The organism is Burkholderia sp. AU38729 (genome assembly GCF_020419725.1).
Lineage (GTDB): Bacteria > Pseudomonadota > Gammaproteobacteria > Burkholderiales > Burkholderiaceae > Burkholderia.
This window is the reverse complement of sequence record NZ_JAIZQO010000002.1, coordinates 360260-384093: the sequence shown is the minus strand read 5'-3', so window position 1 is coordinate 384093 and position 23834 is coordinate 360260. Positions and strand designations below refer to the sequence as shown.

At 67.9% G+C, this 23834-nt stretch carries 20 protein-coding genes; 11 read left to right on the top strand and 9 right to left on the bottom strand.

Translation table 11 applies throughout. The features are described 5' to 3' along the window. The first annotated feature begins 133 nt into the window (after nt 1-133). The gene (locus LGM56_RS06750; protein WP_226203689.1) at nt 134-982 is read left to right on the top strand and encodes a class I SAM-dependent methyltransferase; all 849 of its coding nucleotides are present in this window, start codon (nt 134-136) and stop codon (nt 980-982) included. Between the two features lie 100 nt (nt 983-1082). Here the strand turns inward: LGM56_RS06750 and LGM56_RS06745 are convergent, their stop codons facing one another. The 5 genes from LGM56_RS06745 to LGM56_RS06725 form a co-directional block, all read right to left on the bottom strand. Continuing rightward, nucleotides 1083-1394 carry a hypothetical protein gene (locus LGM56_RS06745; RefSeq protein ID WP_089497177.1) on the bottom strand — a complete coding sequence of 104 codons (312 nt, stop codon included), beginning with the start codon at nt 1392-1394 and terminating at the stop codon, nt 1083-1085. A 52-nt stretch (nt 1395-1446) separates the two neighbouring features. Then, a complete protein-coding gene (locus LGM56_RS06740; RefSeq protein ID WP_226203687.1) occupies nt 1447-3468 on the bottom strand; it encodes a BCCT family transporter in 2022 nt (673 codons plus the stop codon). A 319-nt stretch (nt 3469-3787) separates the two neighbouring features. Continuing rightward, a complete protein-coding gene (locus LGM56_RS06735) occupies nt 3788-4975 on the bottom strand; it encodes a porin (protein WP_226203685.1) in 1188 nt (395 codons plus the stop codon). Between the two features lie 111 nt (nt 4976-5086). Next, nucleotides 5087-7507 (bottom strand): glycoside hydrolase family 31 protein, encoded by a 2421-nt coding sequence (locus tag LGM56_RS06730; protein WP_226203683.1) that lies wholly within the window; start codon nt 7505-7507, stop codon nt 5087-5089. A gap of 27 nt (nt 7508-7534) precedes the next feature. Next, nucleotides 7535-8806 (bottom strand): MFS transporter, encoded by a 1272-nt coding sequence (locus LGM56_RS06725; protein ID WP_226203681.1) that lies wholly within the window; start codon nt 8804-8806, stop codon nt 7535-7537. Nucleotides 8807-9274: 468 nt separating this feature from the next. On the opposite strand from LGM56_RS06725, the gene LGM56_RS06720 reads away from it, so the two are divergent. From LGM56_RS06720 to LGM56_RS06685, 8 genes are all read left to right on the top strand, one after another. Next, nucleotides 9275-10219 (top strand): MurR/RpiR family transcriptional regulator, encoded by a 945-nt coding sequence (locus tag LGM56_RS06720; RefSeq protein WP_089432554.1) that lies wholly within the window; start codon nt 9275-9277, stop codon nt 10217-10219. Continuing rightward, complete coding sequence (locus LGM56_RS06715) at nt 10216-11217, top strand: isoaspartyl peptidase/L-asparaginase family protein (RefSeq protein WP_089497171.1); 1002 nt, start codon at nt 10216-10218, stop codon at nt 11215-11217. Before LGM56_RS06720 ends, LGM56_RS06715 begins: the two co-directional genes overlap by 4 nt. 29 nt (nt 11218-11246) lie before the next feature. Further along, nucleotides 11247-13154, top strand: coding sequence for a dipeptide ABC transporter ATP-binding protein (locus tag LGM56_RS06710; RefSeq protein ID WP_226203679.1), 1908 nt, complete (start codon nt 11247-11249; stop codon nt 13152-13154). A gap of 95 nt (nt 13155-13249) precedes the next feature. Then, the gene (gsiB, locus tag LGM56_RS06705; protein ID WP_226203676.1) at nt 13250-14812 is read left to right on the top strand and encodes a glutathione ABC transporter substrate-binding protein GsiB; all 1563 of its coding nucleotides are present in this window, start codon (nt 13250-13252) and stop codon (nt 14810-14812) included. Between the two features lie 79 nt (nt 14813-14891). Further along, nucleotides 14892-15812: a glutathione ABC transporter permease GsiC gene (gsiC, locus tag LGM56_RS06700; RefSeq protein ID WP_085037810.1), complete on the top strand. Its 921-nt coding sequence runs from the start codon at nt 14892-14894 to the stop codon at nt 15810-15812. A 7-nt stretch (nt 15813-15819) separates the two neighbouring features. After that, nucleotides 15820-16713 carry a glutathione ABC transporter permease GsiD gene (gene gsiD / locus LGM56_RS06695; protein WP_226203674.1) on the top strand — a complete coding sequence of 298 codons (894 nt, stop codon included), beginning with the start codon at nt 15820-15822 and terminating at the stop codon, nt 16711-16713. Then, nucleotides 16713-17795, top strand: a complete 1083-nt coding sequence (locus tag LGM56_RS06690) for a P1 family peptidase (RefSeq protein WP_089497167.1) — start codon at nt 16713-16715, stop codon at nt 17793-17795. Before gsiD ends, LGM56_RS06690 begins: the two co-directional genes overlap by 1 nt. Then, nucleotides 17792-18619 carry a M55 family metallopeptidase gene (locus tag LGM56_RS06685; protein ID WP_226203672.1) on the top strand — a complete coding sequence of 276 codons (828 nt, stop codon included), beginning with the start codon at nt 17792-17794 and terminating at the stop codon, nt 18617-18619. The genes LGM56_RS06690 and LGM56_RS06685 overlap by 4 nt, the downstream gene beginning before the upstream one ends. 38 nt (nt 18620-18657) lie before the next feature. Here the strand turns inward: LGM56_RS06685 and LGM56_RS06680 are convergent, their stop codons facing one another. Then, nucleotides 18658-19437, bottom strand: a complete 780-nt coding sequence (locus tag LGM56_RS06680) for an alpha/beta fold hydrolase (protein ID WP_226203670.1) — start codon at nt 19435-19437, stop codon at nt 18658-18660. A 142-nt stretch (nt 19438-19579) separates the two neighbouring features. Between LGM56_RS06680 and LGM56_RS06675 the strand changes: the two genes are divergently transcribed. Beyond that, on the top strand, nt 19580-20359 hold the full coding sequence (locus LGM56_RS06675; RefSeq protein WP_089427695.1) for an AraC family transcriptional regulator: 780 nt from the start codon (nt 19580-19582) through the stop codon (nt 20357-20359). 457 nt (nt 20360-20816) lie between these two features. On the opposite strand, the gene pcaG is transcribed toward LGM56_RS06675, so the two are convergent. The 3 genes from pcaG to LGM56_RS06660 all read right to left on the bottom strand — a co-directional run bounded on the left by pcaG (nt 20817) and on the right by LGM56_RS06660 (nt 22962). Beyond that, complete coding sequence (gene pcaG / locus LGM56_RS06670) at nt 20817-21410, bottom strand: protocatechuate 3,4-dioxygenase subunit alpha (RefSeq protein WP_089442670.1); 594 nt, start codon at nt 21408-21410, stop codon at nt 20817-20819. A gap of 3 nt (nt 21411-21413) precedes the next feature. Next, the gene (pcaH, locus tag LGM56_RS06665) at nt 21414-22121 is read right to left on the bottom strand and encodes a protocatechuate 3,4-dioxygenase subunit beta (protein ID WP_226203668.1); all 708 of its coding nucleotides are present in this window, start codon (nt 22119-22121) and stop codon (nt 21414-21416) included. Nucleotides 22122-22395: 274 nt separating this feature from the next. Beyond that, a complete protein-coding gene (locus LGM56_RS06660) occupies nt 22396-22962 on the bottom strand; it encodes a YiiX/YebB-like N1pC/P60 family cysteine hydrolase (RefSeq protein WP_226203666.1) in 567 nt (188 codons plus the stop codon). A gap of 120 nt (nt 22963-23082) precedes the next feature. On the opposite strand from LGM56_RS06660, the gene LGM56_RS06655 reads away from it, so the two are divergent. Beyond that, nucleotides 23083-23820, top strand: coding sequence for a helix-turn-helix domain-containing protein (locus tag LGM56_RS06655; protein WP_226203664.1), 738 nt, complete (start codon nt 23083-23085; stop codon nt 23818-23820). Nucleotides 23821-23834: the final 14 nt, after the last annotated feature.

The window sequence follows — 23834 nt, the reverse complement described above, 5'->3', positions numbered from 1 at the left end:
GACGGGGGGCGCTTGCATACAGGCCGGGCATCGACATCGCGATGGCAGGTCGCGGCCGGAGGGCCTTGACTTCAAGCCGGCTTGAAGCAGCAAAGTGCGATGTACGATCAATGAGCCAGAAGGGGAATCGACGATGGAAACCAGCCAGCCCAACGACGAACAATCCGCGCTGTGGAACGGCCCGTCGGGGCGCGCGTGGGTCGACACGCAGGCGCCGATCGACCGGATGTTCGAACCGCTGGCGCAGTTGCTCGTGGATGCGGGGGCCACGTCGTCCGCGCGCCGCGTGCTCGACGTCGGCTGCGGCACGGGCGCGGTCACGCTCGCGATCGCGCAGCGGCTCGGCGCAGACGCGCAATGCACGGGCATCGATATCTCGGCCCGGATGATCGACGCCGCACGGGCGCGCGCCGAACGCAGCGGCGTTCACGCCCGTTTCGTGTGCGCGGATGTGCAGACCCACGCGTTCGAGCCCGCGAGCGTCGACCTGATCGTGTCGCGCCTGGGTGTGATGTTCTTCGACGATCCGGTTCGTGCTTTTCAGAATCTGCGGCATGCGGCGCGGCCGAATGCGCAGATGCGGTTCATCGCATGGCGCAGCGCGGCCGACAATCCGTTCATGACGATCGCCGAGCGGGCCGCCGCGCCGTTGCTGCCGAACCTGCCCGCCCGGCGGCCCGGCGCGCCCGGGCAATTCGCGTTCGGCGACCGGCAGCGCGTTGCGTCGGTGCTGTCGGACAGCGGCTGGGCGGACATCGTGATCGAGCCGGTCGATCTGGCGTGCGCGCTGCCTGCTTCCGCGCTGGACGACTACATCTCGCGGCTGGGCCCGGTCGGGCTGGCATTGCTGGAGGTGGACGAGGCAACGAGGCGGCGCGTGGTCGACACGATGCGTGCCGCGTTCGCGCGTTACGTGGAGGGTGCCGATGTGCGCTTCGACGCGGCATGCTGGCTCGTGACGGCGCGGGCACCGTCCGTGTAACGCGTCGCGGTAACGAGGCAGGTCAAGGAAGGGGCCGGCCGGTTCGCCCCGCGCGTGGCCGTTCGCGCGGGACGAAGCCGGGCCGCGTGACGCACGCGCGTCAGTGTCGCCGCGCGCGCAACATCAACCACGCGCATCCGCCGGCGACCAGGGCGAGACCGAGCAGCACGGCTTCGACGCCAAGCGCAAATCCGGGCGGCATGTTCCCGGTGTCCGGCACCGGCGACAGGTTGATGCCCATCGCGATGGCGCCGCCGGCGAGCAGCGCCGCGCAGACGATCCAGTAGACCTTGCCGCGCGGCGCCGCGGCCCGGATTCGCCACAGCGCGATGCCGGCGCCGCCGAGGTAGAGCACGGCGAGCGTGCCGAGCGCGATGACGTCGGAGGCGCGGCTTTGCAGGAGTCCGGTCATCGTGCCGCTCCGTCGTGGATGGCGAACCGCCACGGCGTGGCAAGGACGGCGTTCATTCGGCCTCCGTCGCATGCCCCGGCGCGCGGCTCAGCAGATGCGTGCGCTTGTCGGCCGCGAGCGACACGTAGCGTTCGTACTGGCGCAGCACATCGGCAATCACTTCGTCGCCGCGCAGATATTCGACGTCGTAGCCGAGCCGCCCGTCCTCGAAGAACGTGACGATCCCGTACACGTGGGCCCGTTCCGCTTCCGGCTCGGCCGCCTCGCGCACCAGGAACGCGGCGGCGGATTTCACCGTCACGCGCACGCCGTACACGAAATCGCGGTGGTCGGCGGTCGGCACGGTGAGCCGCACGGCGTCGTCGCTGTCGCGCTGCACGTTCGCATCGACACCGCTCGCGCGCAACTCATCGGCGACTTTGCGCAACGCGGGCTCGACCGTCTCGGCGACGAACTGGCGCGCTTCGGCTTCGGTCGTCTGCCGCAGGATGTGCGTCAGGCGGTGGCGCCAGTGCTGGCCGGTCCAGAAGCTCGTCGCGGGCGCGATGTCCTGAGAATAGTGCACGCGGTCGGCCGCGAGCCCGCGCCACAGCCCGTAGCAGAGCGCGATCATGATGATCGCCACGGGAAGTGCGGCGATCAGCGTCATCGCCTGCAACGCGCCGAGCCCGCCGGCGACGAGCAGCACCGCGGCGGTCACGCCGAGCAGCGCGGCCCAGAACAGCCGTTGCCAGACGGGCGAGTGTGCGTTGCCGCGCGTCGCGATCTGGTCGAGCACGAACGCGCCCGAATCGGCGGACGTGACGAAGAACACCGCGATCAGCACGATCGCGACGATCGACAGCCCTTGCGATAGCGGCAGGAAGTCGAAGAAGCGGAACAGCAGCGCGTCGACGTTGGTGGCCGTCTGCGCGAGCGCGCCGGCCGCGCCGTGCGTATCGAGCCAGATCGCGCTGTTGCCGAACACGGTCATCCACACGAGATTGAACGCGGTCGGCACGAGCAGCACGCCGATCACGAACTGGCGGATCGTGCGGCCGCGCGAGATGCGCGCGATGAACATGCCGACGAACGGCGACCACGACACCCACCACGCCCAGTAGAGGATCGTCCAGCCGCCGAACCAGCCTTCCTCGCGCGGCGACGCGTACGCATAGGTGCGGAACGACAGGTCGACGAGGCTCGACAGGTACTGGCCGATGTTGTCGCCGAGCGCGCGCAGCAGGAACGACGTCGGTCCCGCGACGACCACGAACGCGAGCAACAGGAACGCGAGCAGCAGGTTCAGCTCGGACAGCCGCCGCACGCCCTTGTCGAGGCCACTCGCGGCCGAAGCACCCGCGAGCATCACGACCAGCACGACGAGCCCGATGCGGAACGTGTTGCCGCTGGTGTCCCAGCCCACGACCGTGTGCAGGCCGGCGCTGATCTGCATCACGCCGTAGCCGAGCGTCGTCGCGATGCCGGCGACCGTGCCGACCAGCGCGAACGCGTCGACCGTATGGCCGATCCAGCCGTTGATGCGCTCGCGCAGCACCGGATACAGCCCCGAGCGCAGCGTCAGCGGCAGGTTGTAGCGGAAGCCGAAGTACGCGAGCACGAGCCCCATCAGCCCGTAGATCGCCCACGCATGGAAGCCCCAGTGGAAGAACGTCATCAGCATCGCCTCGCGCGCGGCGGCGGGCGTGCCGGGGTCGACGGTCGGCGGTTTCAGGAAGTGCTGCATCGGCTCGCCGACGCCGAAGTACATGAGGCCGATGCCCATGCCGGCCGCGAACAGCATCGCCGTCCACGACACGAAGCTGAATTCGGGTTCGGCGTCGTCGGGGCCGAGCCGGATGTTGCCGAAGTCGCTGGCGGCGATCAGCACGAGAAACACGAGGAAGCCGGTCACGGCGAGCACGTAGAACCAGTCGAAGCGTGCGATGACCCATTGCTGGCCGGCGGAGAACAGCGCGCCGGCTTCGCTCGGGCGCAGCGCGCACACGACGAGCAGCGCGCCGATGACCGCGAGCGCGGGCAGGACGACCTGCGGCTTGAACGTCGTGCGGGGCGAGGGACGGGAATCTGGCATGGCTGGCATCCAGTTGTGGGCGCAACGAGGCGCGACGCCGCCCGGCGCGCGTGTCGCGCGTCGGACCCTGATACGGCGTGCGTCGAGTGTACCGCGGTGTCAGGACTGCAAGAAGGGGCATGCAGAAGGGATAAACCTGACGAATTGTAAGGTATTGAGAAGATCGAGAAAACCCGGGAGATTCGCCCGGCGGGCGGACGGGGCGCTGCAAACGCCGTGGCGGATGTGTATCGGGCGCCCGGACGGCGCGCGTGGAATGCGGGAAATGCGCGTGTCGTCCGGGGCAGGGGCAGCGCGCCGAAAGCGCTGCCGCGAGGGTTCAGAACGTGACGGCGATGCCCGCCATGCCGACGAACTGGCCGTGCGTCGTCGATGGCGTGAGCTGCTGCGAATCGCCGACGATCGGCGCCGCATCGATCACGTGGCCGGCGCCTTGCGCACCGAGCGTCTGCCCGCTCGAATGCGTGTACGCCTGCAGCGCATAGAGCGTCGTGCGCTTCGACAGGCTGTACGACTCCTTCAGCGAAACCTGCTGGTAGCGGGCCGCACTGTTGATGCCGTTCGCCTTCGACGCGAGCGTGTATGCGAACGCGCCGGCCACCGAGAACACCGGCGTGAAGCGGTACGCGGCGAGCGCGCCGTAGGTGTTGAACACGGCCGTGTCCGCGAACGCGGAGCCGTTGCCGGGCAGGTACTTCACGTTGGAATAGTTGAGACCCATCGTCAGGTCGCCGAGCGTGTAGTTGCCGGCCGCCGCGACCTGCTCGACGGCCTTCGCGGTCAGGTAGCCCTGGTTCAGCACGGACACCGCGAAGCTGCCCGACGCGGCGGTCGCCGGATTCAGGAAGCCCGCCGACGAGCCCGAGCTGTTGATGCGCAGGTAGCCGGCCGCGACGCCGATCGGCCCGTTCGCATAACGCAGCGCGGCGCTGAACGTGTTGCCCTTGCCGGTCGCGCCTGCAATGCCGCCGAACGCATACATCGCGCTCGCGGCCAGCCCGGCGAAGGTCGGCGACGTATAGGTAATCGAATTGTTCACGCGGATCGTCGTGTCGAGGCCGTCGATGTCACCCGGATGCGCGCCCGTCGCGCCGGTCAGCCAGCTGCTCGATGCGTACGGCCCGACGAACAGGAAGTAGGGCGTGTACTGGCGGCCGGCCGTCATCGTGCCGTAGCGATCGTTGCGCAGGCCGACGAACGCCTGGCGATTGAAGATCAGGCCGGCGGCGGATTGCGCGCCGTTGTTCAGGTTGAAGCCGGACTGCAGGTCGAAGATCGCATGCGTGCCGCCGCCGAGCTCCTCGTCGCCGCGCAGCCCGAACTTCGATGCATACAGGTTGCCGTCGCGCATGTAGACGTTCGAGTGGCCCTGCTGGTTGTTCACGTACGCGAGCGAATCGTCGACGACGCCGTACAGCGTCACGCTGCTCTGCGCGTGGGCGGCGGTCGTGCCGAGCGAGGCGGCCGATAAAATCAGGATTGCATAGCGGTTGACGGGTGCTTTCATTGACGATCTCCAGATCTCTTCATCTTTTCAAGGTGAGCGGGAGGCTCGGTCGCCTCCTCTGTGGCGAGCGGCGGGCCGTGTGAACGGCCCGTCTTGCGTGGGTGACGCGGTTCAGCTGTCGAATGCGACGACGAGGCGGCGCCATGCGCCGTCCTGCGCGTCCTGCTCGACATGCGCGCCGCGCACGGCGACCGCGCCGTGCAGCGACGCGGGCAACAGGATTTCGACGCGGTCGGCCGGGCGTGCCGGGCGGCCGTCCCAGCGCACCGATACGCCGAGCGCGCCCGACGCTTCGCGGCCGGTCTCGATGCGCCACAGTCCGTATTCGCCGTCGCGCCATGCTTCCGTCTCGCCATCGTCCTCGACGCATTCGCCGTAGGCGACGCCGTCCTCGATGCGCGGCGCGACGAGGAAGCCGCGCGTGTCGGCACGCGCGCCGAAATGTTGCTCGGCGACGTTCAGCGGCAGCACGCGGCCCTCGCGCAGCAGCCTCACCGGCGAGTCGAGCGGCGCGGGCAGCGTCACGCTCGCGCCGCCGTCGAACGCTTGCGCGCTCGCGCAGCACAACCAGCGCGCGCCCGACGGCAGATAGACGGTGCGCGCCGTCAGGCCGGGATCGACGACCGGCGCGACGAGCAGCGCGTCGCCGAGCATCATGTCGTCGCATTCGTCGTAGCAGCGCGCATCGCCGGGGAAATCGGCGAAGGTCGGCCGCAGCACGGGCTCGTAGCGCGTCGTCGACAGCCATAGCAGGTGATAGAGGTAGGGCAGCAGCCGGTAACGCTGCTTGATCAGCGACGCGATCTGCGCGGTGATCTCCGGGTACATCCACGGTTCGTTGACGGTGCCGTCGTCGTTCCACGAGTGGATGCTGAAGCGCGGCATGAAGAGGCCGAACTGCACCCAGCGCAGCAGCAACTCCGGCGACGGTGCGGGCCCGGAGAAGCCGCCGATGTCGTGACCGATGTTCGACACGCCCGACAGCGCGAGCCCGAGGCCCATCTTCAGGTTGTAGCGCAGGGTTTCCCACGACGTATAGTTGTCGCCGGACCAGGTCTGCACGTAGCGCTGCATGCCGGCGCCGCCGGAGCGCGACACGAGGAACGGCCGCCGCGCCGGCGCATGCGCGCGCTGCGCGTCGCGCGACGCGCGCATCATCAGCATCGTCTGCAGCACCTTCGCTTCACGCACGGGATACGGCTGGCCGAAGCCGTGCGCGATCGCGTCGGGCGACCAGATCTCGTACTCGTTGTTGTCGTTCCAGGTCGACTCGATCCCGTATTCGAGCAGCGCCGACGTGACCTGCTCGCGCCACCAGCGGTACGCGTCGGGCTGCGTGAAGTCGAGATACGCGCCGACCTCGTCCCAGAACTGCACCCATGCGGGCTCGCCGGACGCCGAGCGGATCAGCAGCCCGCGCGTGGCCGCGTCTTCGAATGCGGGATGGTCGCGCAGCAGGCACGGCTTGATGTTCGCGCACAGGCGGATGCCGTGGTCGCGGTAATGCTTCACGAAGCCCTTTGCGTCGGGAAACTTGTCGCGGTTCCAGTTGAATACGTAGCGCTTCGCGCCGATCGACGTATAGCCCGACGACAGGTGGAACGAATCGCACAGGATGTCGTGCGTGTCGCATTGCTCGACGAACTGGTTCATCTGCTGCTGCGCATCCGGCGCATCGGTGTAGCGCATCGTCGATCCCGAGTAGCCGAGCCCCCATTTCGGCGTGCGCGCGGGGCGCCCGGTGAGCCACGTGAAGCGCCGCGCGGCCGCGAGCGGCGTGTCGGGCGACGCGATGAAGTAGTAGTCGAGATCGCCATGCTCGGCGACGAAATAGCGGTACGGGCCGTGATAGTTGTCGAGCTCGCGGCCCATGTCGAACGCGCAGTCCGACAGCGTGTCGTAGAACAGCCCGAACCCCTGGCACGCAGCGGGCGACCACGTGATGTAGAACGGAATGTGCTTGTACAGCGGGTCGGTGTGCTTCGCGCTGTAGCCCATCGCGTCGATGTTGCGCATCTCGAAGCGCGCGCCGGTGCGATCGAGGTCGCCCGCGCGTTCGCCGAGGCCGAACACCTTGTCGCCGCGCCCGCGGGCGACGTAGTGATACGCGCGATCGTCCCACCAGCCGAAGTTGTACGCCTGCGTCGCACGGTCGGCGAGTGCGACGCGCCACGTGCCGTCCGCGCCGCGCATCGACCACGTGCAATGGCCGCTTTGCCGGCGGACCGCGAGCCGGATCTGTACGGTCTCGATGCACACGCTGTCATCGTCTTCGACGAGGGTAAAGGAGGGCAGCGCGAAGCCGCTCAAGTCGAGGCGGTCGCGCCCGTCGAGCGGCACGTCCTCGAGGCCAGGCGCGATCGACCACGTGCGCGGGTTGCGCGCCGTCGCATCGGGCAGCACGCGCACCCGCACGATGTCATCCTCGAGCACGAAGATTTCAAGGGTTGCGCCCGCCTCGGACGCGAGCAGCACACGGTTCGCGTGCTGGCCGGCGACGCGGAACACGGGCGGATGAAGAAGCGAAGTCATGAATGCGATTCCTGGTAAGGGCGAAGGTCAGGCGTGCCGGGCGAGCAGGCGTTCCTGCTTCGACTGCCCGCGGATCAGCATCGCGAGCAGCGTGACGCCGATGATGTCGAACAGGCCGAGGCACGCGAACAGCGGCGCATAGCCGATCTTGTCGGCGAGCGCGCCGACCAGCAGCGAGAAGCCGAGCCCGCCGATCCACGCGGCCATTCCGGCGAAGCCGCTCGCGGTGCCGACTTCCTCGGGATCGAACACGTCGGCCGACAGCGTGTTGACGAGTGCGGAGATCATCTGGTGCGCGAAGCCGCCTACGCAGAACAGCGCGATGGCCATGTACGGCGACGCGACGAGCCCGATCATCGCGGGGCCGAGCATCAGCACCGCGCCGAGCGCGACGCCGGCAACGCGCGACCACACGAGCGGCAGCTCGAACCGCTTCGCGAGATACGGCGACAGGTAGCCGCCCGCGATGCCGCCGAGGTCGGCCGCGAGAAACGGCATCCACGCGAAGATCGCGATCTGCTTGAGCTCCATGTGGCGCTCGGTCGCGAGATACAGCGGAATCCAGAAGCTGAAGGTCTGCCACGCGGGCTCGGCGAAGAAGCGCGGCAGCGCGATGGCCCAGAAGCGCCGCGCGGTGACGACGTCGCGAATGCGGCGCTTCGACACGGGCGGCATCGTCGCCTGGCCGTCGCGGATCAGCGCGCGCTCCTGCGGCGTGATGCGCGGATGATCGGCCGGCGACCGGTACTGCGCGTACCAGAGCGCGGCCCACACGAAGCCGAGCGCGCCGGTGGCCATGAACGCGGCCTGCCAGCCGAACCGCATCGACAGGAACACGACGAGCGGCGGCGCGATCGCGGCGCCGAGCGACGTGCCCGCATTGAAATAGCCGACCGCGACGGATTTCTCGCGATCGGGAAACCATTCGGCGACCGCCTTCATCCCGGACGGAATCGCGGCGGCTTCGAACAGCCCGAGAAAGCCGCGCAGGATGCCGAGCGACAGCCAGCCCGACGCGAAGCCGTGCGCGACGCCGACGATCGACCACAGCATCGCGAACAGCGCGAACCCGAGCCGCAGCCCGATCAGGTCGACGACGAAGCCGCACACGGGCTGCATGATCGTGTAGCCGATCTGGAACGCGCCGACGATGTACGAATACTGCTGCGTCGAGATCGAAAAGACCTGCTTCAGCTCGGGGGCGAGCACCGCGAGGGAGTTCCGTGCGAGGTAGTTGAGGATCGTGCCGAGACATACGAGCACGATGATCCACCAGCGCAACGCCTTGACTGTCTTCACTGCTGTCTCCTGTCAGAGGGGCGGGCGCACAGCGCCCGCCGATCCGTAAGGGCCATCCGCCCGGGATGGCTTATTCGTTTTATTCGTACGATGTCCGATCTTGATGGGCGCGGGTCATGCCGTCTTATATCGAAAATACGGTATTCGAACGAACATTTTGTCGTCGTCGATCTGCGATGTTATCTGACGACTGATCATTTTCGAGCATCCTATGTTCGAATTCGAATCCGGTCAACGTGAAAATGCATTCGAACGAACTTGCTCGGGGTTTTCCCGAGGAGCGCGGCCACGCGGCGTGCGTGGCAACGCACGGTGATCGCGCGCGAAGGCCCGTGCGGCGGGGCTGTGCGCGCATCGGGTGATCGAACGGCATGGGGGCGGGACGTGACAACCCTGATGAAAATTTATTTCTTTTCGAGACGGGAGTTGTGTAAATTCATTTTCATCATCCTTGCAACAACCCTTCGCATGACGCCTCTCGTTCCGCCCGACGCCAGTCACGACGAACCCGCCATCGCCGAGCGGATCGCGTCGGCAATGCCGTTGATGACGCCGATCCACCGCCGCATGGGCGAGTTCGTGCTCGCGAATCCGTTCCGCGCGGCGACGATGCGCATCGACGAACTCGCGCAGGCCGTGAATGCGTCGATCGCGACCGCGAACCGCTTCGCGAAGGCGCTCGGTTTCGATGGCTATCCGGCGATGCGCGCGGCGCTCGTGCGTGGCTTCGAGGCGACGCTCGGGCCGGTCGAGCGGCTGCGTTCCGCGCAGGAGCAGGAGCCGGGCGTGCGCGGCGCCGCGTGGATCGACGCGGTATTCGACCAGGCCGTCGCGAACATCGAGAACACGCGTGCGCAACTGGACGCAGCCGATGTCGAGGCCGCGGTCGAGGCGATCGTCGGCGCGCGGCGCGTGCTGATTCTCGGCGCGGGGTCGAGCGCGTTTCTCACCGGGCTGATGGAGCACGGGCTGTCCGTGTGCCATGACAACGTGCAGTCGCTCGCGCTGCTCGGCGGTCCGTCGCACGCGGCGCGGCGGCTGTATACGGCCGACTCGCGCGATCTCGTGATCGCGCTCGCGTTTCCGCGCTACGTGAAGGACACGATCGAACTCGCCCGTCGCGCGGCGGCGCGCGGGGCACGCGTGCTGGGTATCTCCGACGGCCCGCAATCGCCGCTTGCGCCGATCGCGTCGCTGAACCTGTACGTCAAGGCCGAGCGGCGATTCGCGGCGACGTCGGAAGCGGCCGTGCTCGCGATGATCGAGGCGCTGATCGACGCGGTCGCGCTGCGCACGCACCGGTCCGCGAAATCCGCGGCCGAGATGACCGAATTCCTGCTGCCGTGGCTCATCCAGCCGCAAGCGACGCCACCGGCCGCCAACCCTTCTACTCACCGTCCGAAAAAAACATGACTTCACCCGCGATCGTGGCGATTCACGGCGGCGCAGGCACGATCCTGCGCGAGGCGATGGATTCCGACACCGAACGTCAGTACCGTGCCGAACTGACCGCCATCCTGACGGCCGCGCAGCAAGTGCTGGCCGATGGCGGCAGCGCGCTCGACGCCGTCACCGTCGCGGTGCGGATGCTCGAGGATTGTCCGCTGTTCAACGCCGGGCGCGGCGCCGTCTATACGGCCGAGGGCAAGCATGAACTCGACGCGGCGGTGATGGATGGCGCGACGCTCGGCGCCGGCGCGATCTGCTGCGCGACGCGTGTGCGCAATCCGGTGCTGGCCGCGCGGCGCGTGATGGAAGCCAGCGAGCACGTGCTGTTCGCCGGTGACGGCGCCGATGCGTTCGCGGCCGCGCAGGGGCTCGAACTCGCGGAACCGGGTTACTTCCACACCGAGGCGCGTCACGCGCAGTGGGTCAAGGCGCGCGCAGCGGCGGGCGCCATGCTCGACCACGACGCGGCGACGTTCACGTTCGGCGCATCACAGCAGCTGCAGCAACCGGCCGAACCGCTCGACCCGGACCGCAAGCACGGCACGGTCGGCGCGGTCGCATGCGACCAGCACGGCCACATCGCGGCGGCGACGTCGACGGGCGGCATCACGAACAAGCAGCCGGGGCGTGTCGGCGATTCGCCGATCATCGGCGCGGGCTGCTATGCGGACGACGCGACCTGCGCCGTATCCGCGACGGGCACCGGCGAGATGTTCATCCGGCTCGCGACCGCGCATGACGTGGCCGCGCAGATCGCGTATCGCGGCGCATCGCTCGCCGAGGCCGCGCACGACGTCGTGATGAACAAGCTGCCGCGCCTCGCGGGCCGCGGGGGGATCATCGCGGTCGATGCGCAGGGCAACGTCGCGATGCCGTTCAACACCGAAGGGATGTACCGCGGCTATGCGCGCGTCGGCGAAGCGCCGGTGGTCGGCATCTATCGCGACGACGACACGGCCTGATCCCGGACCGCACGAGGAGGAGACCCACGATGACTTCGAGCCGTAACCCGTCCGGCCTGGTGCTGCCCGAGCAGCGCGTGGTGGCCGTCGACGACCTGTCGGTCACGTTCCGCCGCGAAGGCGCGACGTTCGACGCGGTGCGCAACGTGTCGTTTCACGTCGATCGCGGCGAGACGCTCGCGATCGTCGGCGAATCGGGCTCGGGCAAGTCGGTCACGTCGCTCGCGCTGATGCGGCTCGTCGAGCACGGCGGCGGCGCGATCACGAACGGCCGGATCGCGTTCCGCCGGCGCGGCGGTGCGATCGTCGATCTCGCGCAGGCCAGCGGCGCGACGATGCGCGGCATTCGCGGCGCGGACATCGCGATGATCTTCCAGGAGCCGATGACGTCGCTGAACCCGGTGTTCACGGTCGGCGACCAGATCAGCGAGGCGATCGCGCTGCACCAGTCGAAAAGCCTGTCGGAAGCGCGCGCGGAAACGCTGCGGCTGCTCGAACTCGTGCGCATTCCGGAGGCGCGCCGCGTGTTCGCGCGCTATCCGCACCAGTTGTCGGGCGGGATGCGGCAGCGGGTGATGATCGCGATGGCGCTGTCGTGCCGGCCGTCGCTGCTGATCGCCGACGAGCCGACGACCGCGCTCGACGTGACGATCCAGGCGCAGATCCTGCAACTGGTGCGCGGGCTGCAGGACGAGATGAACATGGGCGTGATCTTCATCACGCACGACATGGGCGTGGTGGCCGAAGTGGCCGACCGCGTGCTCGTGATGTATCGCGGCGAGAAGGTCGAGGAGGGCGAATCGGATCGCATCTTCGCGGCGCCTGAGCATCGCTACACGCGTGCGCTGCTCGCGGCCGTGCCGAAACTCGGCTCGATGCAGGGCACCGATGCACCCGAGAAATTCCCGCTGCTGAAGGTGGAGGGCGCGAGTGCGGCAGCACCGGCTGCGTCGCCCGCCCCCGCGGCGAACGACGATGTGCAGCCGCCCGTCGACCCGTCCGCGTCGCCGATCCTGCGCGTGCGCGATCTCGTGACGCGCTTCCCGGTGAAGAGCGGCGTGTTCGGCCGCGTGTCGCAATACGTGCACGCGGTGGAACGGGTGAGCTTCGAACTGCGCGCGGGCGAGACGCTCGCGCTGGTCGGCGAATCGGGCTGCGGCAAGTCGACCACCGGCCGCTCGCTGCTGCGCCTCGTCGAATCGCAGAGCGGCTCGATCGAATTCGACGGCCGCGACATCAGTGCGCTGAAGGGCCCAGACCTGCAGGCGCTGCGCCGGAACATCCAGTTCATCTTCCAGGATCCGTTCGCGTCGCTGAACCCGCGCCTGACCGTCGGCTTCTCGATCATGGAGCCGCTGCTCGTGCACGGCGTCGCGAGCGGCCGCGAAGCGCAGGCGCGCGTCGACTGGTTGCTCGACAAGGTCGGCCTGCCGCCCGAGGCCGCGCGCCGCTATCCGCACGAATTCTCGGGCGGCCAGCGCCAGCGGATCGCGATCGCGCGCGCGCTCGCGCTGAACCCGAAGGTCGTGATCGCCGACGAATCGGTGTCGGCGCTCGACGTGTCGGTGCAGGCGCAGATCGTCAACCTGATGCTCGACCTGCAGCGCGAGCTCGGCGTCGCGTACCTGTTCATCTCGCACGACATGGCGGTGGTCGAGCGCATCAGCCATCGCGTCGCGGTGATGTATCTCGGCCAGATCGTCGAGATCGGCCCGCGCCGCGCGGTGTTCGAGGCGCCGCAGCACCCGTACACGAAGAAGCTGATGAGCGCGGTGCCGGTGGCCGATCCGGCGCGTCGGCATGCGCCGCGCCAGCTGGCGGCCGACGAAATCCCGAGCCCGATCCGCGCGGTCGGTGACGACCCGGTCGTCGCACCGCTCGTCGCGGTCGGCCCCGATCATTACGTCGCGACGCATCGCGTCGGCGGCGCGTACTGAAGCAATGCGTCGCCATGGCGATGCGCGAGCGTGCAGGAAGTCGAAACCGAAACGCCCGTGAGGCGTCACCGATTCACCGATAGGAGCCCAGCAACATGACCAAGCAGCATCCGTTCCCGATGTTTCGTCCGCGCGCGTGTTTCGTCGCGCTTGCCGGCGCGTTCGCGCTGTCGGCCGCGGTGCCCGCGTTCGCACAGCAGACCGCGGTGATGGCGGTGGATTCGACGTTCACGACGATGGACCCGTACGACGCGAACGACACGGTGTCGCAGGCCGTCGTCAAGTCGTTCTACCAGGGCCTGTTCGGCTTCGACAAGGACATGAAGCTCGTCAACGTGCTGGCGACGAGTTACGACGCGAGCCCCGATGCGAAGGTCTACACGATCAAGCTGCGCCAGGGCGTGAAGTTCCACGACGGCACCGATTTCAACGCGGCGGCCGTGAAGGCGAACTTCGACCGCGTGACCGATCCGGCGAACCACCTGAAGCGCTACAACATGTTCCGCGTGATCGAGAAGACCGAAGTGGTCGATCCATACACGGTGAAGATCACGCTGCGCGAGCCGTTCTCGGCGCTGATCAACACGTTCGCGCACCCGTCGGCCGTGATGATCTCGCCGGCCGCGCTGAAGAAGTGGGGCCGCGACATCGCGCTGCATCCGGTCGGCACCGGCCCGTTCGAGTTCGTCGAATGGAAGCAGACCGACGACCTGAAGGTGAAGAAGTTCGCCGGCTACTGGAAGAAGGGCTATCCGAAGATCGACGCGATCGACTGGAAGCCGGTGGTCGACAACAACACGCGTGCCGCGCTGATCAAGACAGGCGAAGCCGATTTCGCGTTCCGCATCCCGTTCGAGCAGGCGGTCGACCTGAAGGGCAACCCGAAGGTCGACATCGTGGAGCGGCCGTCGATCGTGCAGCGCTACGTGTCGCTGAACATGCTGCAGAAGCCGTTCGACAACCCGAAGGTGCGCCAGGCGCTGAACTACGCGGTGAACAAGGAAGCGCTCGCGAAGGTCGCGTTCTCCGGCTTCGCGACGCCGTCCACCGGCGTGGTGCCGCAGGGTGTCGACTACGCGACGAAGCTGGGCCCGTGGCCGTACGACCCGGCGAAGGCGCGCGCGCTGCTGAAGGAGGCCGGCTATCCGAACGGCTTCGAGACGACGCTGTGGTCCGCGTATAACAACTCGACATCGCAGAAGGCGATCCAGTTCGTGCAGCAGCAGCTCGCGCAGGTCGGCGTGAAGGTGCAGGTGCAGGCGCTGGAGGCCGGCGAGCGCGTCGCGAAGGTCGAGAGCGCGCCGGATCCGGCGAAGGCGCCGGTGCGGATGTACTACATCGGCTGGTCGTCGTCGACGGGTGAAGCGAACTGGGCGATCACGCCGCTGCTCGCCGGCGCGTCGGCGCCGCCGAAGCTCGTCAACACCGCGTACTACAAGAACGACACGGTCGACGGCGATCTGACGAAGGCGCTCGAGACGGTCGATCGCGCGAAGAAGACCGACCTCTACGCCGATGCGCAGAAGCAGATCTGGACCGATGCGCCGTGGATCTTCCTCGTCCAGGAGAAGATCGTGTATGCGCGCAGCAAGCGGCTGCAGGGTGCGTACGTGATGCCGGACGGCTCGTTCAACTTCGACGAAATCTCGCTGAAGTGACAGTGGTGATGACGGCGGTTCGTCCGCCATGCGGTGCCGGCGGCGCGAGCCGCCGGCACGCTGATTCGATCGGTGCCCCATGCTGAATTTTCTCGTCAAACGCCTGTTCGGCCTGCTGCCCACGCTCGCGATCGTCGCGGTGCTGGTGTTCCTGTTCGTCCACCTGCTGCCGGGCGACCCGGCGCGGCTCGCGGCCGGCCCCGAAGCCGACGACGCGACGGTCGCGCTCGTGCGTGCCGATCTCGGGCTCGACCGGCCGCTGCCCGCGCAGTTCGTGAACTTCTTCACGAAGATCGCGCACGGCGACTTCGGCATGTCGACGCGCAGCAAGCGGCCGGTCTCGACCGAGATCGGCGAGCGCTTCATGCCGACGCTGATGCTGACGCTCGTCAGCATGGTGTGGGCGACGGCCTTCGGGATGGCGATCGGCATCGCGTCGGCGGTATGGCGCAACCGCTGGCCGGATCGCCTCGGCATGACGCTCGCGGTGTCGGGCATCTCGTTTCCCGCGTTCGCGCTCGGCATGCTGCTGATGGAAGTCTTCTCGGTGAAGCTCGGCTGGCTGCCGGTCGTGCCGGACGGTTCGTGGAAAAGCTACGTGCTGCCGTCGCTGACGCTCGGCGCCGCGGTCGCGGCCGTGATGGCGCGCTTCACGCGCGCGTCGTTCGTCGAGGTGCTGAACGAGGATTTCGTGCGCACCGCGCGTGCGAAAGGCGTGCACGAGCCGATGGTGGTGCTCAAGCACTGCCTGCGCAACGCGATGATTCCGGTCGTCACGATGATGGGGCTGCAGTTCGGCTTCCTGCTCGGCGGCTCGATCGTCGTCGAGGTCGTGTTCAACTGGCCGGGGCTCGGCCGCCTGCTCGTCGACGCGGTGACGATGCGCGACTACCCGGTGATCCAGGCGATCGTGCTGCTGTTTTCGCTCGAGTTCATCCTGATCAACCTGACCGTCGACGTGCTGTACGCGGTCATCAACCCGACCATCCGGTTCAAGTGAGGCGCGCATGAACGCGACAGTCCAGACCGCGGCGCCGGCCGCACCCGCCGCGATCCGCACGCCATGGCGCGAATTCTGGCGCAAGTTCCGCAAGCAGACCGTCGCGCTCGTCGCGGGCGGCTTCGTGCTGGCGCTCGTCGTGCTGGCGTTCGTCGGCCCGCACGTCGTGCCGTTCGATCCGGAGAACTATTTCGACTACGACGCGCTGAACGCGGGGCCGTCGGCCGTGCACTGGTTCGGCGTCGATTCGCTCGGCCGCGACATCTTCAGCCGGATCATCGCGGGCACGCGTATCTCGCTCGCGGCCGGCTTCTTCTCGGTCGCGCTCGGCGCGGTGATCGGCACGATCTTCGGGCTGCTCGCCGGCTACTACGAAGGCTGGTGGGACCGCATCACGATGCGCGTGGCCGACGTGCTGTTCGCGTTCCCGGGCATCCTGCTCGCGATCGGCGTGGTCGCGATCCTCGGCAACGGGATGGTCAACGTGATCTGCGCGGTCGCGATCTTCAGCATCCCGGCGTTCGCGCGGCTCGTGCGCGGCAACACGCTGATGCTCAAGCACATGACCTACGTCGAGGCCGCGCGCAGCATCGGCGCGTCGGACTGGACGATCATCATGCGGCACATCCTGCCGGGCACCGTATCGTCGGTCGTCGTCTACTTCACGATGCGGATCGGCACGTCGATCATCACGGCCGCGAGCCTGTCGTTCCTCGGGCTCGGCGCGCAACCGCCCACACCGGAGTGGGGCGCGATGCTCAACGAGGCGCGCGCGGACATGGTGACGGCGCCGCACATCGCGATCTTCCCGAGCCTGGCGATCTTCCTGACCGTGCTCGCGTTCAACCTGCTCGGCGACGGGCTGCGCGACGCGCTCGATCCGAAGCTGGAGCGCCGCTGATGCGCCATGCACCGATGTGGACGGCGACGCTGCCGTCCGGGCCGCGCGGCACGATCGCTGACGTGCCGGGCGTGACGGTCGGCCATTGCACGCTCGATGCAGGCAACGTGCAGACGGGCGTGACCGTCGTGAAGCCGCATCCGGGCGACGTGTACCGCAGCAAGGTGCCGGCGGGGGCGGCGGTGATCAACGGCTTCGGCAAGAGTGTCGGGCTCGTGCAGGTCGACGAGCTCGGCACGCTCGAGACGCCGATCGCGCTCACCAATACGTTCGGCGTCGGCGCGCTCGCGCAGGCGCAGATTCGTGCGGCGATCGCGGCGAATCCGCAGGTCGGCCGCGACTGGTCGACCGTCAACCCGCTCGTGTTCGAGTGCAACGACGGCTATCTGAACGATATCCAGGCGTTCGCGGTCACGCCCGCGCATTACGACGACGCGTGCCGCGCGGCATCGCGTGACGTCGCACGCGGCGCGGTGGGCGCGGGGCGCGGGATGTCGAGCTTCGACCTGAAGGGCGGGATCGGTTCTGCATCGCGCGTCGCCGTCGCGGCGGGGCGGCCCTATACGGTCGGCGCGCTCGTGCTCGCGAATTTCGGCCGGCTGCCGATGCTGACGCTCGGCGGCGTCCCGGTCGGACGCATCGTCGCGCAACGGCGTGCGGCCGAGGCCGCGCATGCGGCGCCGCCGGAGCAAGGATCGATCATCCTGCTGCTGGCGACCGACGCGCCGCTCGATGCGCGGCAACTGTCGCGGCTCGCGCGCCGCGCCGGGGCGGGGCTGGCCCGCACCGGCTCGGTCTACGGGCACGGCAGCGGCGACATCGCGCTCGCCTTCTCCACCGCCTACACGATCGCGCACGACGCATCGACCCTCGCGCTGCCGGCCCTCGTCGCCGATGCGGCGCTCGATCCGTTGTTCATGGCCGCGGCCGAAAGCGTCGAGCATGCGATCGCCGACGCGCTGCTGCAGGCCGTGACGGTGGCCGGGCGCGACGGCCACGTGCGGCAATCGCTGCGCGATGCGGTGCCCGATCTCGATCGCCTGTTCAACGAAGGCCACGAAGGACGTCTTACCCAGTCATGAAGATCCTGATTTCGACCGACATCGAAGGCGTCGCCGGCGTATTCGCCATCGAGCAGACGCGCGCCGGCAATCCGGAATACGAGCGCGCGCGCCGCTGGATGACCGCCGAGGCGAACGCGGCGATCGAAGGCGCGTTCATGGGCGGCGCGCAGGCGGTGTGGGTCAACGATTCGCACGGCGGTTTCCGCAACCTGCTGCCCGATGGGCTCGATGCGCGTGCGCGTGTCGTCCTCGGCAAGCCGCGCACGCTCGGGATGATGACGGGCCTCGAGCAGCAGCCCGATCTCGTGTTCATGATCGGCTATCACTCGAAATCGCAGACGCGCGGCGTGCTCGCGCACACGATCAACAGCTTTGCGTTCACGCAGGTCTGGCTGAACGGCGTCGAACTCGGTGAAGCCGGGCTGTACGGTGCGCTGGCGCGCGAATACGGCGCGCACGTCGCGCTGGCCACGGGCGACGACGTGTTCGCGGCGGAAACGCAGCCGCTGTTTCCGGAAGCGCATTTCGAGACGGTCAAGACGGCCGGCGGCGCGTCGAGCGGCGATACGCTCACGCCCGCCGCGTCATGTGCGCGGATCGCCGCGGCTGCGCGCGAAGCGGTTGCGCACGCACTGTCGGCTGGCGTGCGCGCCGGCGCCCATCGGCCCGCGCCGGCCGCGTGCACGCTGCGCGTGCAGACGGCGGCGCTGGCCGACCTGTTCTGCGTGCTGCCGTCGCTGGAGCGCGTCGATGCGGTGACGCTGCGCTTCGACGGGCCTTCGGTCGAGCATGTGGTGCGCACGCTGAACAGCTTGTCGGCGATGTCGTTCATGCTGCGGTGATGCGCATGACCGCCATGCTCGTTGCGCGCCGCGCGTCGTCAGGAGTTGCCGACGGGGTTCGCCGTCACGGCGAGCAGGAACGCTTCCATCGCCGCGACGAGCGCGAGCGGCGTCTCGTTCATCGGGTAGTGGCCCGCATTGCGCAGCACGTCGACGGTGGCGAGCGGATAGCGCCGCAGGTAGGTGCGGGCCATCAGTGCCGCGTCGAACGCCGGATCGTGCTCGCCGATCAGCACTTTCACCGGATGGATGCCGGCGATCTCGTCGCCGAAATCCGTATCGGCCCACGCGCGGAAGTACGCGCCGAACGCCGACGACGAAGAACGGGCTGCCGAATACGCCGCTTTCCACTCGACCCAGGCGGCGGGCAGGCGGCCGCCGGTGCTGCGATCGATGATGGTCCGGCGATCGGCGACGTGGTTGGCGGCGCGTTCGAATAGCGCACGTTTTTCGGCATCGAACGGCAGGCCGCCGCACGGCACGGGCGTGACTGGCACCAGCGCGCGCACGCGTTCGGACGCCATGACGGCGATTTTCTCGGCCGCCATCGCGCCCATCGAATGGCCGACGATGCTGAAGGTCGCGAAATCGAGCGTATCGGCCAGCGCGAGCGCGTCGGCGGCGATCTCGTCGATCGTGAAGTGGCCCACCGCGTCGCGCATGCGGCCGTAGCCTCGGTAGTCCATGAATACATAGCTGAAGTGCTGGCGTGACAGCCACGCTTCGACGGGTTCGAACGCGTGGGCGTCGCCGAACCAGCCGGGCAGTACAAGAACAGGGTGGGGGCCGTCCCCCACGCGATGAAACGTATTCGGCATGTCCGCTCCGATGCAGTGGTAATCCGGCCGATCAGGCCGACGGGTCTTGCGGCCGTCAGGTCGCGCAAGGGTGGAGCGGATCGTAGATCGCGCGAAGGAGACCCGCCTTCGATATCGGGTCATTGATGATGGAATTCGGGCCGTGAGAAATACGCTGCTAGATCCCTACGAAAACATTCCGCGAAGCGTGGTCGTGACCGCGAACGACTATGCGGCGGGCACGACGTTTCCGGAACACGCGCACGGGCGCGGGCAATTCGCGTTCGCGTCGCGCGGCACGATCAGCGTATCGACGCCGCACGGGCGCTGGCTGGTGCCGCCGCAGCGCGCATGCTGGGTGCCGGCCGGCGTGCGGCACGAAATGACGATGACCGGACCGGTCACGATGCTCAACACGTTCGTGTCCGGCGCCGCCGCGCAGGAGGCGGGCCTGCCCGAACAGTGCGGTGTGTATGGCGTTTCGGCGCTGCTGCGGCAACTGATCGACGATGCGATCGACTTGCCGGCCCTGTACGACGTCGACGGGCGCGCGGGCAAGCTGATGGCGCTGCTGGTCGCGGAAATCGCGACGATGCCGCGCCTGTCGCTGCATGCGCCGCTGCCGGCCGACGCGCGGCTGGCGAAGGTGTGCCGGCACCTGCTTGCTTCGCCGTCGATCGCGGCCGATCTCGACCAGGTCGCCGCGGACGCGGGCTTGAGCCGCCGCACGTTCACGCGGCAGTTCCGGGCGCAGACGGGCGTGAGTTTTGCTGTATGGCGCCAGCAGGTGTGCATGCTTGCGGCGATCGCGCGCCTGAGCGACGGGCAGCCGGTGACGCGGGTCGCGCTCGATCTCGGGTATGCGAGCGCCAGCGCGTTCACGTCGGCGTTTCGCCGCATTCTGGGCGATACGCCGAGCCGCTATCTGGAGATTCGGCGCTGACCGGAACGAAGTGGCGCATGCCACGTCGGCGTGCCGGTTGCCGCAAAAAAAACGCGCCTGCCAACTTCGGTCAGACGCGTTTCAAGGCACTCGGTCAGAAAAAATGCGCGCACGGCCTGCCGGGCGGTGTCGCGCATGACATGCGTAATTGTTTCCTGTTCCGATTCAATCTCATTGAAGCGTTGCGGATAGCGAAGAATACGCTACGTAACGCGCAAACGATATCGTGTCGGACGAACGACTTGTGTGCTCTCGCAGCATGCGCTTCAACCGTGCGTTCGATGCGGGGGCGGAAGTCCCGTGGCAAGGCCGTCGGCACCCGTGACGCGGCGCGATGCACTGCAGCATCGAATGATGACGACGGACCAGGAAAAACGCCGCGTGGCGCGATGCCTGTCGGTATCGCGCCACGCGGCGGTGCGGTAGCGGGCGAAGCCGGCGTGCACCGGCCCGCGCGTCACACGTCGAAGAACACGGTTTCGTCCGGCCCCTGCATGCGGATGTCGAAGCGGTAGACGACCGGGCGGCCCGGCTGCGCATCGCGTTTCGCGACGAGCGTCGCGCGGCGTTCGGCCGGCACGGCGTTCAGCACGGGGTCGGCTGCGTTCGCGGCGGCTTCGTCGTCGAAATACACGCGCGTGAATGCGTGGGTGAGGATCCCGCGCATCATCACGGTCACGTTGATGTGCGGCGCTTCGCCGGCGGCGACGCGGCCCGGCTTCACCGTCTCGACGACGAAGCGCTGCTGCGCATCGGTGCCGGTGCCGACCCGCGCGAAGCCCGTGAAGCCGGATTTCGCGATGTCGTCGCGCGACGCGGGGTAGCGGCCCGCGCTGTCCACCTGCGTGAATTCGAGCACCGCGTCGCCGACGACGTTGCCGTCACCGTCGAACACCTGGCCGACCAGCAGCACGTGCTCGCCTTCGGCGTGTGCCGCGGCGATCGTCGGCGTGAACAGGCTCTTCAGGTCGTAGTCGTATTGCTGCGGGCACAGGCCGTACGCGAAGTACGGGCCGACCGTCTGCGAAGGGGTTTGCTTCAGCGTCGTCATGGTTCAGCGCTCCATCGGGGTAGCGTCGCGGCCGCGCAGCACGATGTCGAATTCGTAGCCGAGCGCATAGCCTTCTTCGGTGATGTCCATCGAGAAGCGCGAGATCAGGCGATCGCGCGCGGCCTCGGGCGTGCCCTGGAAGATCGGGTCGTACGCGAGCAGCGGGTCGCCGGGGAAGTACATCTGCGTGACGAGACGCGAGCCGAAATAATCGCCGAACAGCGAGAAGTGGATGTGATTCGGGCGCCACGCGTTCGGATGGTTGCCCCACGGGTATGCGCCGGGCTTGATCGTCCGGAAGCGGTAGCGGCCTTCGTCGTCGGTCAGGCAGCGACCGGCGCCGAGGAAGTTCGGGTCGAGCGGCGCGTCGTGCTGGTCGACCTTGTGCACGTAGCGGCCGGCGGCGTTTGCCTGCCACACCTCGACGAGCGTGTTGCGCACGGGCTTGCCGCCTTCGTCGAGCACGCGGCCCGTCACGACCATGCGCTCGCCGAGCGGCTCGCCGTTCTTCACGGCGTTCTTCGTCAGGTCATGGTCGAGTGCGCCGAGATCTTCGGCGCCGTAGACGGGCGCGTACTGGTCGCGGAGCTTCTCCTTCAGCGGGATCAGCGGGCGCGTCGGGCCGCGCTTCACGGACGAACGGTACTCGGGGTGGATATAGGCCGGATGCGACGGCCAGTCGCGCGGCGTGAGGATCGTGGGGGAATCCATCGGGGCGTCTCCTGATAGGTCTTTCGCGAAGTGGATGGCACGACTGTAGCCAATCCGGAAAGTTATGCAAAATGACCTTTTTTAGCGAATCGCATAACCGTTCGTTATGTCCGATGCGCCAATGAAAATTCCGCCGGACAGGATGCCTGTCCGGCGGAAAAAGCGATCGGGCTTCGCGTCGTCGGTGACGACCCCGTGCACGGCCCTCCAGCCAGCCCGTCGCCGCTTTTTTGTGTTGTCGTTCTTGTTGTTATCCGGTCTCCCTGAGCGCCTGTTATGACGGGCGGCCGGGATCGAACACGATCCCGTCGAATTCGAGTGACAGCGCGCCGCTGCGCAGCAGTGCGGCCGGCGTCGCATCCCGGTCGGCACCGAGCACGTCGCTCACGTAGCGCGCGCAGAACCCGCGCCGCGTCCGCAGGTTGAAGCGGTTGCCGAGCAGGGCGTCGATCCGTTGTTCGGCCGTTGCGTGCACCTGGCGCTGCGCATCGGTGCTCGGCGCCGCGACGCGACGGGCCAGCGCGATGCGTCCGCCGTCGGTGCGGGCGACGAAGCGCGACAGCGGCGTGAGCTTCGTCCACGCCCACGCGGATTCGGCGATCACGGGCTCGTCGCCCGACGTGTCGACAACGATGCCGAAGCGATTGGCCCACGCGCCCGTCGCGCCTGCCGCGTCGCGCGGCGCGTTCGCCGGCACGCGGATGAACACGAGATCCCCGACGTGCGCGCTGGCGGCCAGCGTGCGGACCGTGGCGAGCGGCATCGTGCGATCCGTGTCGCGGGCATCGCGCGGGGCGGGGTGATGCGATTCGTAGGCAGCGGTGTCGGTTCGGGTGGTCATGTCGGCTCCGTCGTTCAGTGACAGCACGGAGCGGATTATGCAGACAAGTATCCGAATGTGTTCATTGTCGCGCGCAGGTACCCTAATATCTGACCTCGAGCATCACTTTTCGATACCAAAATGACCGAAACCGCCCAACTCATCGACATGCTGAAGCGCCAGCTGAAGGCGCAGGGCATGACCTACCGCGACGTCGCGCGTGCGCTCGACGTTTCCGAGACCAGCGTGAAGCGGCTGTTCGCCAGCGGCCGCTTCACGCTGGAGCGCGTCGTGGAGATCTCCCAGCTGCTCGGCTATACGCTGGCCGAGCTCGTGCAGGAGGCGTCCGTGTCGGCGCCGAGGCTGCACGTGCTGACCGAGCAGCAGGAGGCGCTGCTCGTGTCGGACGACAAGCTGTTGCTGGTCGCCGTCTGCGCGATCAACTACTGGAACGTGCAGGACATCGTGTCGGCCTATCAGGTGACGAAGGCCGAGTGCGTGAAATACCTGTTGATGCTCGACCGGATGAACGTCGTCGCGCTGTTGCCGGGCGACCGGATTCGCGTGCGCGTCGCGCGCGATTTCGACTGGCTGCCGGGCGGGCCGATCCGCCGTTACTTCCATGCGCACGCGCTCGGCGATTTCCTCGACAGCCGCTTTGACGGCGAAGGCGAGACGATGACGTTCTCGCAGGGGATGCTGACGGAGGCCGCTTCCGCCGAGCTCGAACTGGAATTGCGCCGGCTGCGCAGCAAGGCGGCCGCGCTGCATGCGGAATCGTCGTCGGCCCCGCTCGCGCAGAAGCGCGGCACCAGCTTGCTGATCGCGAAGCGGATGTGGGAGCCGGCCGGCTTCCAGACACTGCGGCGCAACGCGTGACGCGTGACGTATCG